This is a genomic window from Streptomyces sp. NPDC054770 (assembly GCF_053611985.1).
Genome location: NZ_JBSHBL010000005.1, coordinates 99,089 through 112,818, shown reverse-complemented (window position 1 = coordinate 112,818; position 13,730 = coordinate 99,089). Strand labels below are relative to the sequence as shown.

General features: G+C 72.2%; 14 protein-coding genes. 2 read left to right on the top strand and 12 right to left on the bottom strand.

Going from position 1 to position 13,730, the window contains the following annotated elements; genetic code table 11:
- Positions 1-35: 35 nt before the first annotated feature.
- Positions 36-806: an MBL fold metallo-hydrolase gene (locus ACWGKQ_RS07115; protein WP_453290856.1), complete on the bottom strand. Its 771-nt coding sequence runs from the start codon at positions 804-806 to the stop codon at positions 36-38.
- A gap of 65 nt (positions 807-871) precedes the next feature.
- On the opposite strand from ACWGKQ_RS07115, the gene ACWGKQ_RS07110 reads away from it, so the two are divergent.
- The gene (locus tag ACWGKQ_RS07110; protein WP_453290855.1) at positions 872-1,516 is read left to right on the top strand and encodes a TetR/AcrR family transcriptional regulator; all 645 of its coding nucleotides are present in this window, start codon (positions 872-874) and stop codon (positions 1,514-1,516) included.
- Positions 1,517-1,528: 12 nt separating this feature from the next.
- On the opposite strand, the gene ACWGKQ_RS07105 is transcribed toward ACWGKQ_RS07110, so the two are convergent.
- From ACWGKQ_RS07105 to ACWGKQ_RS07065, 9 genes are all read right to left on the bottom strand, one after another.
- Positions 1,529-2,323 carry an SDR family NAD(P)-dependent oxidoreductase gene (locus ACWGKQ_RS07105; protein WP_453290854.1) on the bottom strand — a complete coding sequence of 265 codons (795 nt, stop codon included), beginning with the start codon at positions 2,321-2,323 and terminating at the stop codon, positions 1,529-1,531.
- A gap of 98 nt (positions 2,324-2,421) precedes the next feature.
- The gene (locus ACWGKQ_RS07100; RefSeq protein WP_453290853.1) at positions 2,422-3,321 is read right to left on the bottom strand and encodes a bifunctional helix-turn-helix transcriptional regulator/GNAT family N-acetyltransferase; all 900 of its coding nucleotides are present in this window, start codon (positions 3,319-3,321) and stop codon (positions 2,422-2,424) included.
- A gap of 42 nt (positions 3,322-3,363) precedes the next feature.
- Positions 3,364-3,939: a hypothetical protein gene (locus ACWGKQ_RS07095; protein ID WP_453290852.1), complete on the bottom strand. Its 576-nt coding sequence runs from the start codon at positions 3,937-3,939 to the stop codon at positions 3,364-3,366.
- A 57-nt stretch (positions 3,940-3,996) separates the two neighbouring features.
- Positions 3,997-4,248 carry a type II toxin-antitoxin system RelE family toxin gene (locus ACWGKQ_RS07090; protein ID WP_453290851.1) on the bottom strand — a complete coding sequence of 84 codons (252 nt, stop codon included), beginning with the start codon at positions 4,246-4,248 and terminating at the stop codon, positions 3,997-3,999.
- On the bottom strand, positions 4,245-4,520 hold the full coding sequence (locus ACWGKQ_RS07085) for a type II toxin-antitoxin system Phd/YefM family antitoxin (protein ID WP_453290850.1): 276 nt from the start codon (positions 4,518-4,520) through the stop codon (positions 4,245-4,247). The genes ACWGKQ_RS07090 and ACWGKQ_RS07085 overlap by 4 nt, the downstream gene beginning before the upstream one ends.
- A 50-nt stretch (positions 4,521-4,570) precedes the next feature.
- Entirely contained in the window at positions 4,571-5,452 is an 882-nt protein-coding gene (locus ACWGKQ_RS07080) for a hypothetical protein (RefSeq protein ID WP_453290849.1), read from the bottom strand.
- A gap of 225 nt (positions 5,453-5,677) precedes the next feature.
- The gene (locus ACWGKQ_RS07075) at positions 5,678-6,049 is read right to left on the bottom strand and encodes a nuclear transport factor 2 family protein (protein WP_453290848.1); all 372 of its coding nucleotides are present in this window, start codon (positions 6,047-6,049) and stop codon (positions 5,678-5,680) included.
- A gap of 280 nt (positions 6,050-6,329) precedes the next feature.
- Positions 6,330-9,245, bottom strand: a complete 2,916-nt coding sequence (locus ACWGKQ_RS07070) for a trypsin-like peptidase domain-containing protein (RefSeq protein ID WP_453290847.1) — start codon at positions 9,243-9,245, stop codon at positions 6,330-6,332.
- Position 9,246: 1 nt separating this feature from the next.
- A complete protein-coding gene (locus tag ACWGKQ_RS07065) occupies positions 9,247-9,564 on the bottom strand; it encodes a trypco2 family protein (protein WP_453290846.1) in 318 nt (105 codons plus the stop codon).
- A gap of 238 nt (positions 9,565-9,802) precedes the next feature.
- Here ACWGKQ_RS07065 and ACWGKQ_RS07060 point away from each other — a divergent pair, with 238 nt between their 5' ends.
- Positions 9,803-11,368, top strand: a complete 1,566-nt coding sequence (locus ACWGKQ_RS07060) for a subtype B tannase (RefSeq protein WP_453291002.1) — start codon at positions 9,803-9,805, stop codon at positions 11,366-11,368.
- Here ACWGKQ_RS07060 and ACWGKQ_RS07055 read toward each other — a convergent pair.
- Entirely contained in the window at positions 11,319-12,728 is a 1,410-nt protein-coding gene (locus ACWGKQ_RS07055) for a PTS transporter subunit EIIC (RefSeq protein WP_453290845.1), read from the bottom strand. The genes ACWGKQ_RS07060 and ACWGKQ_RS07055 overlap by 50 nt on opposite strands.
- Positions 12,729-12,744: 16 nt before the next feature.
- A complete protein-coding gene (gene murQ, locus ACWGKQ_RS07050) occupies positions 12,745-13,674 on the bottom strand; it encodes an N-acetylmuramic acid 6-phosphate etherase (protein ID WP_453290844.1) in 930 nt (309 codons plus the stop codon).
- Positions 13,675-13,730: the final 56 nt, after the last annotated feature.

The window sequence follows — 13,730 nt, the reverse complement described above, 5'->3', positions numbered from 1 at the left end:
TGGTGCGACGCCGCGTAGCCGAACCGCGCGGCGGGTCAGTGGACGCCGTACTCGCGTGCCAGCTGGGCAGCGGCTCCGATGCCACCGGTGAAGGGCTCGCCATGGCCGGGCAGCAGCACGCCCACCGCGGGCAGCTCGTCGAGCCGGTCGAGGGAGGCGAGCGCGGCCCGGCTGTCGTGGGTGAAGCAGCGGCAGACCAGCGTGGGCCCGGTGCGGCCGGAGAACGCGTCGGCGGTGACCAGGGCGTCGCCGGTGAAGAGCAGCCCGCGGTCGGCGAAGAGGTAAGCGGTGCTGCCGGGCGTGTGTCCGGCCAGTACGACGGCCTGCGGGGTGCCCGGCAGGTCCTTCAGCACCAGGTCGGTGTCGAAGACCCGCGCCCCCTGCACGGCGGGAGCGGTGAAGGCCCCGGAGCGGGCCAGCTGGAGCGGGAGGGCGAGTGCGGAGGGCCGGCGCAGCAGGTAGGGGAGCATCGAGCGCTCGGGCTTGGCGTGCCGGTTCACGCTCCGCGGGCCGTCGCGCAGGATGCCGGCGTCCCGCTCGTGGATCCAGATGTCGACGCCGGCCTTCTGGAGGGTGTGGGCCAGGCCGGTGTGGTCGAGATGGCCGTGGGTCAGGAGCACGGCGCGGATGTCGGCGACGGGACGGCCGAGGTCGTCCAGCAGTGCGCCCAGCTGTTCCAGGTGCGCGGGCAGTCCCGCGTCGACCAGGACGAGGCCGTCGGGGTCCTCGATCAGGTAGAAGTTGACGCCGTGATCGCCGAGGCGATGCACGCCGGGTGCCACCTGCACGGGCGCAGGACGGGACATGGGAGCCTCCGGTAACGGAGCTATATTCGATACAGCCGACTGTAACAGATTGAGGGGGTGTGCCGATGCCAGGCGAGACGCCGCGCCGGCCCTACAACTCCGAGCGCCGGCGCGAGGCCGCGCGCCGCAACCGGGCGGCGGTCCTGGAGGCCTGCCGTGAGCTGCTCTTCCAGGACGGCTTCCACGCCACGACCATTCGCGCGGTGGCCGAGCGGGCGGGTGTCTCGGCCGAGACGGTGTACAAGTCGTTCGGCGGAAAACCGGGCATGGTCAAGGCCCTGTGGGACATCACGCTGGCCGGGGACGACGAACCGGTGCCCATGGCGGACCGCCCCCAGACCCGCGAGATCCTGACGACGGCGGACCCGGTCGCCAAGCTCCGGCTCTACGCCGCCTACGTGCGCGGCATCCATGAACGGGTGGCCGCGCTGTTCGCCCTGCTGACCCAGGCCGGCCCGGACGTCGGGGAGATCCTGGCGACCGGCGAGCGGGAGCGGCTGACCGGCGTCACCTCCTTCGTCACGCACTTCGCCGAGGCCGGTGTGCTGCGTCCGGACGCGGACCCGGCCCGCCTCGCGGACGCGGTCTGGGCGCTGGCAGGACCGCAGCTGTTCACCCAGCTCACGGCGGGGCGCGGCTGGTCGGCGGCCGCCTACGAGGAATGGCTGGCCGACACGCTCACCGCCACGCTCCTGCCCCGGGAGCGGTGAGCGTGGGGCCGGTCACGGCAGGATGGAGTCGACGTATCCGCCGTCCACCCGGAGGGCGCCCCCGGTGGTGGCCGAGGCCTGGTCGGAGCTGAGGTAGACGACCATGTGGGCGATCTCCTCCGGTTCGATCAGGCGCTGCAGCAGCGACTGCGGCCGGTGCTCGCGTATGAAGACGCGCTGGGCCTCGTCCCAGGGCAGGTCGCGGTCGACGAGTTCGTAGACGAAGTCCTCGACGCCTCCGGTGTGGGTGGGACCGGCGATCACGGAGTTCACGGTGACGCCGGTGCCGGCGGCCTGCTTGGCGAAGCCGCGGCCCACCGCGAGCAGTGCGGTCTTCGACATGCCGTAGTGGATCATCTCCGCGGGGATGACGACCGCCGAGTCGCTGGCGATGTACTGGATGCGTCCCCACCCGCGTTCGGTCATGCCGGGCAGGAAGAGGCGGGTCAGCCGCACCGCGGCCAGGACGTTCACCTCGAAGTAGCGCCGCCACTCGTCGTCGCTGATCCGCAGGGGGTCCTCGGCGCCGAAGATCCCCAGGTTGTTGACGAGGATGTCGACGTCCGGCAGGACCTCGGCCGCCCGCCGGGCCCCCTCCTCACCGGTCACGTCGGCCGCGACCGGCACGAGATCGGCGCCGGGGGCCTGCTCCGCCAGCCGGGCGACGCTGTCCTCGACGCGCTTCGCGTCCCGGCCGTTGACACCCACCCGGGCCCCGGCGCGGGCCAGGCCGACGGCGATCGCCGCGCCGATGCCCTGCGTGGAGCCGGTGACCAGTGCCGTGCGACCCGTCAGATCGATCTTCATTCTGTCGAACCCCTTCCGTGTACGTGTCCCCGCTCAGGTACCCGGGCCGGCGTCACGACACAAAGGGATCGGGCGTTCAGCGCCTGGATGGCGGTGTGTCACTCCGGCGCCGCCGTGCTGATCCGCTTCTCGAACCAGTGGTGGGCGTACGGCTCGTCGTTGAAGGCGGGGACCTCCTGGAAACCGAAGGAGCGGTAGAGGTTGATCGCGGCGCCGAGCGTCTTGTTGGTGTCGAGGCGCAGGGTGCCGTAGCCGTGCCGGGCGGCCCGCGCCTCCAGTTCGGTCAGGAACCGGCGGGCGAGGCCGAGCCGGCGGGCCTGGGGGGCGACCCACATCCGCTTGATCTCCGCCGGCGCCCCGGGCGGCAGTTTCACCCCCGCGCAGCCGACGGGTTCGCCGTGCAGCCGGGCGACCAGGAACAGGCCGTGCGGCGGTCGTAGTTCACCCGCGTCGGGCAGTCGGCTGCGCGCGGGATCGAAACCGGTGTCGAAGCGCTCCTGCAACTCGGCGAAGTAGGCCAGCAGGCAGTGCCGGGCGTCGGGGTGGCCGGGGTCCACGGCGTCCAGCGTGACCGTCCCGGCGGTCAGCAGCCGGTCGACCTCGGCCATGGCCGCGACCAGCCGGGCGCGCTGTGCGGAGTTGAGCGGCTGGAGCATCGAACCCGCCAGTTCGTCACTGCGGTCGTCGAGCAGGGCGCGCTCGGCCCGCCCCTTCTCGGTCAGCCGCACGGTGCGCACCCGCCTGTCCTGGGGGTGCGGCTCCACCGCCACCAGGCCGTCGCCCTCCAGGGAGCGCAGCAGCCGGCTGACGTACCCGGAGTCGAGCCCGAGCCGCTCCCGCAGCCGTCGCACGTCCTGGCCCCGCTCGCCGATCTCCCAGAGCAGCCGGGCCTCGCCGATCGGCCGGTCGCGGCCCAGGTAGCGGTCGTGGAGCACGCCCACGCGCTCGGTGACGGTCCGGTTGAACCGCCGTACCTGCTCGATCTGCGTCCCATCCATTCTCTGACCTTAGTCAGGGAATGGGGTGCGCGCCATCAGGCGCTACAGGTTGCCGAGCGGTTCGATGTCCACGTGCACGGGGGTGCCCCACACCCGGAGCACCTCGTAGTCGGTGAACTCGTGGACCAGCCGGTAGGCCATGGCCGGCCGGGACCCGCGCCGCTGGGCGGCCAGGTACAGCTCGGCCTCCTGCCGGTCGCGCCGGGGGGTGCCGCACAGCTCCCACTCCCGGCCGTTCCACGCCTCGGGCAGCCAGCGCTGCTGGGGCTGCGGCCGGTCGCCCCGCACTCCGTACCGCGACATGGACGGGCTGACGGACTCGCCCGGAGCGGGGCGGGGCCCACCCGCGTACTCCGACCGCCGCGCGGCCCGCCGCCGGGTCTCGCACAGCAGGCACAGATCAGGAGCGCTCTCGTCCACGGGTCCCTGCGGGTGCTCGGCGCACCGGGTGGTGGGCGCGGCACTGCTGACGCTCTCCTCCAGCAGGTCGAGCGCCCGCCGCAGGTCGTCCTTGACCTCGTGCAGCTTGGCGTCGGTGGTGTCGCCGGTCAGCGCCTCCCCGTGCTCCCCGAGCAGACGAAGGGCCCGGCCCAGGGCGGTGAGCTGGGAGTGGTTCATGGGAACCAGCGTGGCATACGGCGCTGACAACGCCGCCGGAGCGTTCTGAACGTGATGTCAGGTGCTGCGGCCGACTTTGAGCACATAGACCGTCACGGTCTCGCCGTCCGGGCGGTAGAGCACGCGCCAAGTGCCGACGTGCAGGCGGTAGTACCCGGATGATCCCAGTGCGCGAGCCGCCTCCGGACGAGGATCCTCGGCAAGCGCTTGTACCGCCGCGGCAGTCGCCTTGGCGCCCACGGGGTCGATGGTCCGTAGCCGCCGGAACTCGTCCATGGCGTGGTGTTCCCACACCACTGCGTGAATCACGAAGCGACCTCTCGGCGGTCCTCGTCCTCCAATCGGGCCATGAACTCGTCGTGCGCCATCGAGGGCCCGGACGGAGAGGCTTCCCGTGCACGGGCTTCGGCGATGTCCGCATCGTCACGAAGCCGCTGAAGTTCCTCGAGCTCGCTTATGGGGATGAGCGCGGCGGCGGGCTTGCCGTACTCGGTGATCAGGATGTGCTCCTGGCCGTGCCGGACCCGGCCCACGAGCTGACCGAGCTGGTTCCGGGCCTCCACAAGCGGATACGTCTCCATGAGGAAACTGTACACACCTGCGGGTGTGTGCAGTGCGTGCGCGGGAGTGGTCATGCGGGTGTCCTCTCTCGTCGTTCGTTCATCGCGCCGCGGATCTCCGCGACGCGGGACCGGACCTCGGAAGGTGACAGGGGCGTGTTGGGGCTGCTGGGGGCGCGTTCGCCCCGGCATGCGCCGCAGATGCCGCCCGGCAGGGCCTCCGGGCGGCCCGGGGCGCCGCACTTCGCACACTCCAGGATCCGGAGAGGCGGACGAGCGGGCGGTCGTACCGGCTCGGGTGGGAGCTTGTCCGTGAGGCGTTTGCGGAGCAGGGCGGCCGGGTGGTGGACGGGGGAGGGGAGACCGCTGGTCAGGGCCTGGAGCGCGTGTTCGTCGGTGGCGCCGCGGACGAACCACTCCGTGAGCAGTGGGGCGAGGGCGGCGCAGTCGGCCTGGGAGAGCGACAGCGCGGGTGCGGTACGGCCGAGGGCCGCGAGGAGGATGTGGGCGCGGCTGCGGGTGGGGCGGGCCCGGTCGGGAGGCTGGTCCGGCTCCGGTACGGCGCCTCGCGTGAACGCCGCCCACCAGTCATCGTCGCGTGCGGTACGGGACCACCACGATCGGGTGATCCAGCGTCGGCTCCCCGAGTCGGCCAGATGTTCCCGGCCCCGCCTCAAGTGCCCGGCCCGCTGCAGGTTGTTGAGGGCGGTGCGCAGGGCGCACTGACCGTACGGGAGCTGCGTGGCCAGCGTCTTCACGGAGATGTCGGCGCCGTCGGGGAGCCGGTCGACATACGCGGCGATGGCGGCTTCGCGGGGTGGGAGGTGGGCGAAGTCGTGGGCGGTGCGACGGTGTTGGCCGGGCGCGGACCGCTTGCCGTACCCCGGGTTGGCCATGGGGTGCGAGGTGGCGTGCGCGGGCAGAGGGGCGGCACTAAGCTGGCTGTCAGCCATGGGGATCGCTTGTTCCGATCTCGTTGGTCAAGCCCCCGCAGGTGTTGGTAGCGCCTGACGGGGGCTGTTCTGTTCGTTATGCGGGCACGCTAGACGATCGTGACTGTGTGTGGCAAACCGATCGCGTGCCGTCAACTCTCAGGGTGGGAGGGCGGGTTGAGACCCTCCACCCATTCCGTGAAAAGAGGGCTCGGAGCTGGACGCTTGAGCCTCGGGGCGTAAGCCTCAGGACGGTTGAGGGACTTCGGCGACGAGGGTGTAGAGCTCGACGATGACGCCGTCCTTGCAGTGGGCGATGTCCATTCCCGTCACGACGGGCGGTTCGCCGGCCGGGCCGTAGACGAAGCCGAGGTGGCCTAGGTCGTCGAGGACGGAGACGGGGCCGGCGGGCCGGAAGACCCAGCCCGGGGTCTGCGCAAGCAGCTCTGTGGCGCGCTCGGCGAAAGCCTCGCGGCCACGGTTCACGCGGTCTGGCTCGTGCCACACCACGTCCTCGGCGTACGTCTCGGCGATGGCCGCGTTGCGGCGCTCGGCGTCCGGTTCGTTGAAGACGCCGAGCAGGTCACGGCGCATCAGGTCGGCGACGGTGCTGGTCATGGGCGGCCCTTCGGGGGGTGGCGGTCACTTCATTCCGCTACGTCCACGAAGTACGCCGGATACTTGGAGGTCGCTGCTGCCTTGCAGTTCCGCATGAAGAAGCCCCCGTCTCCAGGACTTCGTCCAGCAGCCGCGCGTACTCCGGCTGCATCCGCCGACTCCCCGCCTCCAACAGTGGGACTGTCCGGCGGGTTCGCTGGAGCCGGCGCCGCCGGAGGAGGTGCTGCGGGCACAGGTGCAACGGGTCAACAGGGCGCGGCGGCTGCCTTGTTGAGTGCGGTCAGTCCGGTCTCTCCTCGCGTGTCCTGGTGAGCAGCTCGGCGGCCTGCCGGCGGTGTCTGCGGGGGAGGGTGGGGTCGGCGACGAGTTCGCCGAGGACCGGCCGCGCTCGCTGCGGGTCGATCCCTGAGAGCCACTCCGCGGCCTCCAGTCGGTGGGCGGCCTTTGTCGCGCGGTCCAGGGCGATCTTCTCGTGCAGCGCGGTCGCGGTGTCGTGGTCGGCGTCGTGCAGAAGCCACGCCACCGTGGCGCGTTGGGTGACGCCCAAGGTGGTGTCGGCGGCGAGGGTGCGCAGGAGTTCGGCCCGACCGGGCTTGTCCAGCAGGTTCAGCACGATCACCGCCTGCATCCGGTCCGAGGACAGCGCACCGGCATCGCGGGCGAGGGCGTGCAGTCGGCGGACTGCGGTCGCGGGATCGGTCTCGGTCAGGGCCAGCGCGGCTTGCATCTGGTGCGACGCCTTGCCTCCGCCTGACGTGTCCGGGGCGAGGTCGCCGAGCAACCGGGCAGGCTGTTCCGTCGGATCGAGTCCGGCGACCGTGTTCGCCGCGAGTGCGCGGACGTAACCCCACGCGTTGGGGTCCTCGGCGATCTCCCGGAGGGCTTCCGTGCCGGCCGCCTTGTCGGAGAGGGTCAGCACCGCGGCCACCCGGAAGCGAGCGAATGCGTCGAGTGACCGATCACGGGCGAACCGGCCGAGCAGACTCATGGCGTCCCTGACCACACCCTCGGGCAGCCGGGTTCCCGACTGCACCTGCTTGATCAGGAACTGGGGGCCCTCGGCGCCCGCTCGCCGCGAGGTCATCCGGCCCAGGAACTCGGCCTTCAGCGGGTGGTCGTCCGGCGTGATGTCGAGAAGGAAGCCGCCGAACGGGTCGTGCTCGGGCGGCGCCCAGCCCTTGCCGAACCGCCGCCGTGACCGGGCGGTACGCAGGAACGTCTTCCGGAAGTCGGCCTGGAGTCGCTGCTCGTGGTCCACGGCATGGCGGGCGGCGAAGTACTCCAGGAAGGTCCGGTGGATGAAGACCAGGTCGTCCGAGCGCCGGGTCAGCAGCCCGGTGCCGCACAGGACCGATTCCAGGAACTCGCGCCAGCGCCGTTCCGGCACCGCCGCCGGCCGTTCGGCGTGCTCGTGGTCCTGTACGGCGTCGAGGACGGGCCGGGCTTCGCGTTCGTCGGCGAAGAGCAGCCGGTGGGCCAGGTCGGCGAGTATCGGCCGGAGGTTCTGGACGGTCCGTTCCGCCCGGGCCTCGGCGTCGGAGCCGTACTGCCGCACGGCGGCCCGGGCCTGTTCCACGGCGCCGGCGGCGTACTGGCGCTCGTGCAGCAGGTCCACGAACCCGCGGTAGATCTCGCCGCGCCCGCGAGGGGGTGGCTCCGCCGGGGCTTTGGCGCGGAGCTGGCAGAGCATGGACATCATGAGCGGGACCCGGGCGAGATCGAGGAGCCCGATCGCGTGGAGCGCGCCGAGGAAGTGCTGCGCGGTCCGCTCGGGTTCGGTGACGTCGAGGGCGCGGAACCAGCCGCTTGCGACGCGGTCCATCTGGTCGAAGCGGAACGGTTCCAGCTCGTAGCACGGGACCTGTGGAGCGAGGATGCCCTGCCCGGTCTCGCGCACGGGGCGGGTGGCCACGACGAACGCGTACTGGTCGCCGGCGTGGGCCACCGTCCTGAGGACGTCCTCCCGGCCGTCGGAACTCGTGATCTCGTCGAGGCCGTCGACCAGCACCAGCCAGTCGTGTCCCGGGGCCGGACGGTCCGCGAAGAAGGTGTCGGGGAGGGGAGAGGTGAGGCCGTACTGGCGGAGCTGGGCGTTGACGGTGTCGGCCAGGGCTCTGCTGAGGGGAGCACCGACCAGGGCGGCGGCGGGCACCAGGACCGGCGCGGGGGCCGTGCCGGCGGTACCGTCGAGCCACTCTGCGGCCGCGTGGGTGAGGCGGGTGCGCAGCAGGCTCGACTTGCCGCCGCCCGGTCCGCCGACGACCAGGCAGACGCCGTCACCGGTCAGGACCTCGTCGGCAGGGCGGGGCGGGGAGGCGGAGAGCAGACCGGCCGTCATGAGCCCGGCGTCGCCGGTTCCCCCCTCGGCGGGCGGCTGCTGGCTCACGACCTGCTGGCGCACGTGGATGTGGGACAGCGGCGGCATGGTGCCGGGCATGACTCCGGGGTACGGGTGCTCGGTGGCCGCCAGCCGGGCCGCCCTCAGATAGCGTTCCAGGTCGGTGCCGACCCGGCTCAGCCGGGGACGGTCCCCGCCGTGACGTTCCAGTACGTCGGCGAAACCGGGGTCGGCCGCGAACGACCGGGCAGGGCACGCGTGCAGCCGGCGGTTCCCGAACGCCTCGTCGTCGTGGATGACGACCCCGACGAGATGGTCCCGGCAGAAGACCGCGCTGCCGGAGGCACCGGACCAGGCTCTGCCGCCGTCCCCGGCCCCAGCCCCGTCCCCGTGCCCGGGATCGGCTTCCGGAGCGCGGCCCTGGTCGAGGACGTACCGGTCCTGGTCGCCGGTGCCCCCGCCCAGCACGGGCAGTTCTCCTCGCAGGTGCTCGACGGCGTACTGCCCGTTCCTCGTCGTCGCCGCGGGGAAGCCGAGCGCGTCGTAGGGGAGGGGATCGTTGCCGACCGGGTGCCCCCAGCGGACCGCGCCCGGTGCCTCGACGGAGTCGTCGAGCAGGAGCAGGGCGACATCGCCGCCGTCGGGGTGGACCCAGCAGACCCGGGCCGCGCAGCGCCGGGTGTCGTCCTGAGGGTGCCCCACGCGTACGTCGATGCGCGGCCAGGCGGCTCCCGGGTCCTCCTCGACGACGTGCCGGGCGGTCAGCACCAGGCGGGGCGCGATCAGGTACCCGCTGCCGATGCGGCGGAACCCGGTGTCCTCTCCGCCTCTGATCAGGGCGAGCCGGCGCCGGTCCACCTCAGCCCTCGTCGTCCCACGAGCCGGACCGCTGCCCGCTGATCTCGGGGCTGCCGCCACCGGTCGCCCGGTCCTTGATCCGAAGCTTCAGCGTCAGCCTGTGCGACCGGGCCGACGACTGTCCGGCGCCCGCGCCCACCGTGGCCACCCCGAACCGAAGCTTCCCGTCGCCTCTGACGTCGTCGCGCAGTTCCAGTAGCAACTCCAGCTGGGCCTCCTGGATCTCGAAGGCGAACTGCTCGCGCGTGCCCCGGTCCTGGGCCTCGTACAGTTCCTGCCGCAACTCCTCGATGGCTGCGGCCAACCCGATCGTCGCCATGGCAACTCCCCCTGCGTGCACGCCTCGTACCCGGAAGTGTGCCCTCACAGTGTCAGGGACCGCTGGAACTGGCCAATTTCTGTGTCCCGGCTGTCTCCTGACCTGGCGGTGTCAACAATCCTGGCGGCAACTCATCGACTTCACAGCAACTCTTCAGTAACCGCTGTTGCACTCATGCCCGCACGAGCCGCCTAGAGAAGAGACGGAAGTGAAGCGAGTGAAGCGCAGAACTGTGGTCATGGGGCTCACCGCGGCCGCCGCGGTTCCGGCGGTCGGGTTCGCGACAGGCGCGCAGGCCGCCGGCAGGGAGACGACGGCGAGCGGCACGGACTCGGTCACCGGTTCGGCCACGGACTCGGCCCTGGTCTTCGACCCGAGCGCCTACACCGAGCTGACCACCAGCATCACCGACACCGCGGGCACCGCCCACGATGTGACCTACCACTTCTACAAGGTCACCAGTTATGTGGCGTACCCCGTGGACGCCACGTACCAGGGGCTCAACGTCAGCGTTCCGGTGTCGGTGGACGGGGTCGCCGTCGACGCGACCCGTGCGCCGATTCTGTTCGCCAACAACGTGGGCGGCTACATGCCCTCGTCGGTGGCGAGCGCGACCGGGATCGGGGGCGGCGGGGGTGCCGGCGGGCCCGGTGGACCCGGTGGACCCGGTGGTCCGGGTGGGCCCGGCGGCGGGGACAGCGGGCCGAACCGCACGCTGCTGGCACTGCTCGCCGGGTATGTCGTCGTGGAGCCGGGTGCCCGCGGTCGTAGCCTCGTCGACGCGAACGGCGTCTACTACGGTTGCGCGCCCGCCGCCATCGTCGACCTCAAGGCGGCCGTGCGGTACGTGAAGTCCAACCGGGGGCTGATACCGGGCAACGTGGACCGGATCGTCTCGGCCGGGACGAGCGCGGGTGGTGCGCTCTCCGCTCTGCTCGGCTCCTCCGGCGACAGCCCCCTCTACGCCGAGGAGCTGGCGGCGCTCGGCGCGGCCGACGCGAGCGACGCGGTGTTCGCGAGCGGCGACTGGTGCCCGATCACCGACCTCGAACACGCCGACATGTCGTACGAGTGGTGCTGGGGCGGCAATCCGCTCGCCGACGGTTCGAGCGTCGACGCGACCGTCTCCGCCGACCTGAAGGCGCAGTTCACCGACTATCTCGCCGCCCTGCGGCTGACCGCCCCGGGCTTCGGGCGGCTGACCGACCGCAACCTCGACGACTACCTGGTCACCACCCACCTGCAGCCGTCCGCCACCCGCTACCTGGCCGCGCTGTCCGACACCGACCGGGACACCTACCTGGCTGCGAACACCTTCATCACCTGGGACGGCACCGACGCCACCTTCTCCTGGGCGGACTTCCTCACCCACGTCGGCGCCCGCAAGAAGAGCGCGCCCGCCTTCGACGCCTTCGACCTGTCGACCCCGGAGTGCAACGAGTTCGGCACCGACACCACCGCCACCCGCCACTTCACCCTCTACAGCCTGAGGCACGCGGAGGGCGACAGCGCGCGCCTCGACGCCGACATTCCCAGGAAGCGCGACCAGATGAACGCGATGTTCCACGTCGCGGAGCAGGTCAACCCGCACCGGGCCCGGCATTGGTGGATCCGCCTCGGCACGAAGGACAGCGACACCTCGCTCACCGTCGCCGCCAACTTCGCCGCCAGGCTGAAGAACCTCGGCGACGACGTCGACATCAAGTACTACTGGGACGCCGGGCACGGCGCCGACGACGACCCCGGTGACTTCATCACCTGGATCGCCGAGGTGGCGGGCCACCCGGGCTACCGGCGGGGTTGAAGCCGACGTACGTCGCCAGGAAGCCCACGGCGTAACCGGTCAGCAGGCCGCCCGCGTAGATCGCCGCCGCCAGGGCCGGGCCCCTGTTCCCCGTGAGAAGGGGGAACAGGGCCCAGCCCGAGGGGCCGATGGCGGTGGCGCCCACGCGGTCGCCGAGCACCGCGAAGAAGCCGACGAAGGCCCCGCCCGCCGCCCCGCCCGCACAGGCGGTCAGGAAGGGGCGGCCCAGGGGGAGCGAGACGCCGTAGATGAGGGGCTCGCCGACGCCCAGCAGGCCCGCCGGGAGCGCCGACCTGATCGTCGTACGCAGACGGGTGTCGTGGCGGAGACGGACGTAGACGGCGAGCGCCGCGCCCACCTGGCCCGCGCCGGCCATGGCGAGGAGGGGCAGCAGGACGGTGTAGCCCTGCTGCTGGATGAGGGTGGTGTGGATGGGGATCAGAGCCTGGTGCAGGCCCAGCATGACCAGGGGGAGGAAGAGGCCGCCGAGGACGAGACCGGCGAACGGGCCCGTGGTGGCGAGCAGCCGGTCGGCCGCGGTGCCGATGGCGGAGGAGACGAGACCGGCGGCGTACATGAGGCCGTAGAGCGTGGCCAGTCCGGCGACGAGGACGGTGACGGTGGGGGTGAGCAGGACGTCGAGGGCGTCGGGGACACGGCCCCGGCACCACCTCTCGACGCCGACGGCGAGCAGCGCCGCCGCCAGGGCCCCCAGGACCCCGCCCTGACCGGGCGCCAGTGCCACCCCGAAGGCCGTCACCTTCGCGACGCCCGGGTAGACGACGATCGCCGCGACCGCACCCCCGAGGACGGGCGTCCCGCCGAACACCTTGGCCGTGTTGTACCCGACGAAGACGCTGATCAGGGCCATGAAGCCGGAGGCGACGGCGGCGAGGGCGGGGGTGAGCCAGGGCAGCCAACCGGCGTTCAGGAGCAGCCCGTTGAGGCCGGCGAGCACCCCGCAGCCGATCAGGGCCGGGATGAGCGGCACGAAGACGTCGGCGACGCGGCGGAGGGCGGTCTTGAGGGGGGTCGCGTTGCGCCGGGCCCGCTCCGCCCGCAGCTCGGCCCCACGGGCGGCGAGCCGCTCGGCGGCCGGCTGCCCGGCGGCGAGCAGCTGTTCGAACTCGGCGGTCACGGCCACCACGGCCCCCGGCCCGATCACGACCTGAAGGGTGTCCCCGTCGGCCACCACCCCCAGCACACCCGGAACGGCCCGCACCGCCTCCGCGTCGACCTGCTCCCGGTCGGCGAGCCCTAGCCGGAGCCGGGTCATGCAGTGGGCGACGGAGGTGACGTTCGCGGGGCCGCCGACCAGGGGCAGCAGCGCGGCGGCGGTGTCGTACGGCGATCTCTGCACTCCCCGAGCGTGCGGGTCAGCCGCCCGCCGTGGCGAGTGCGGCGCGCAGATGACCGCCGGACTCCTCCAGAAGGCGGGTGGCGGTGGGCCCGTCGACGCCGGCCAGGATCACCAGGACGGCGTGCTTCACCTCGCCGTCGGTGGCGGTGAGGGCCGCTTCGATCTCCTCGTCCGAGGCGCCCGTGGCGAGGGCCACGATCCGCCGCGAACGGGCCCGCAGCTTCTCGTTCGAGGCGCGGACGTCGACCATCAGGTTCCCGTAGGTCTTGCCGAGCCGGATCATCGTGATGGTCGACAGCATGTTGAGGACGAGCTTCTGGGCGGTGCCGGCCTTGAGACGGGTGGAACCGGTGAGCAGCTCGGGGCCGACGACGACCTCGATGCCGTGCTCGGCGGCGGCCGCGAGCGCGCTGCCCGCGTTGCAGGAGAGGCCGACGGTCAGCGCGCCGAGGCCACGGGCGTGCTCGACGGCACCGACGGCGTAGGGGGTACGGCCGGAGGCCGAGACCCCGACGACGGAGTCGGCGGGGCCGATTCCGAGCGCGTCGAGGTCCGCGCGGGCCAGCTCGGCGGAGTCCTCGGCCCCTTCCACGGACGTGACCATGGCCGCAGGGCCGCCCGCGATGACCCCGACGACCTGACCGGGCCGGGTGTTGAAGGTGGGCGGACACTCGGACGCATCCAGGATCCCGAGCCGCCCGGCCGTACCGGCCCCGGCATAGACCAGCCGGCCGCCCTGCGCCATCCGGGCGGCGATGGCATCGACGGCCGCCGAGATCCGCGGCACCTGAAGAGCCACCGCACCGGCCACACCGGCGTCCTCGCTGTTCATGAGCCGGGCGATGTCGAGGGTGGGAAGCGTGTCGATCTCGGCGAGCTCCGGCCGGAAGGCTTCGGTGGTGAGCGACTCCAGCTCGGAGCGGAGGGCGCGGTGTTCGGTGGTCATGGGAAACGGTTCTTTCTGACTCGGTCGAGTGCACCCACCCAGGGGCGCGGGGCTGT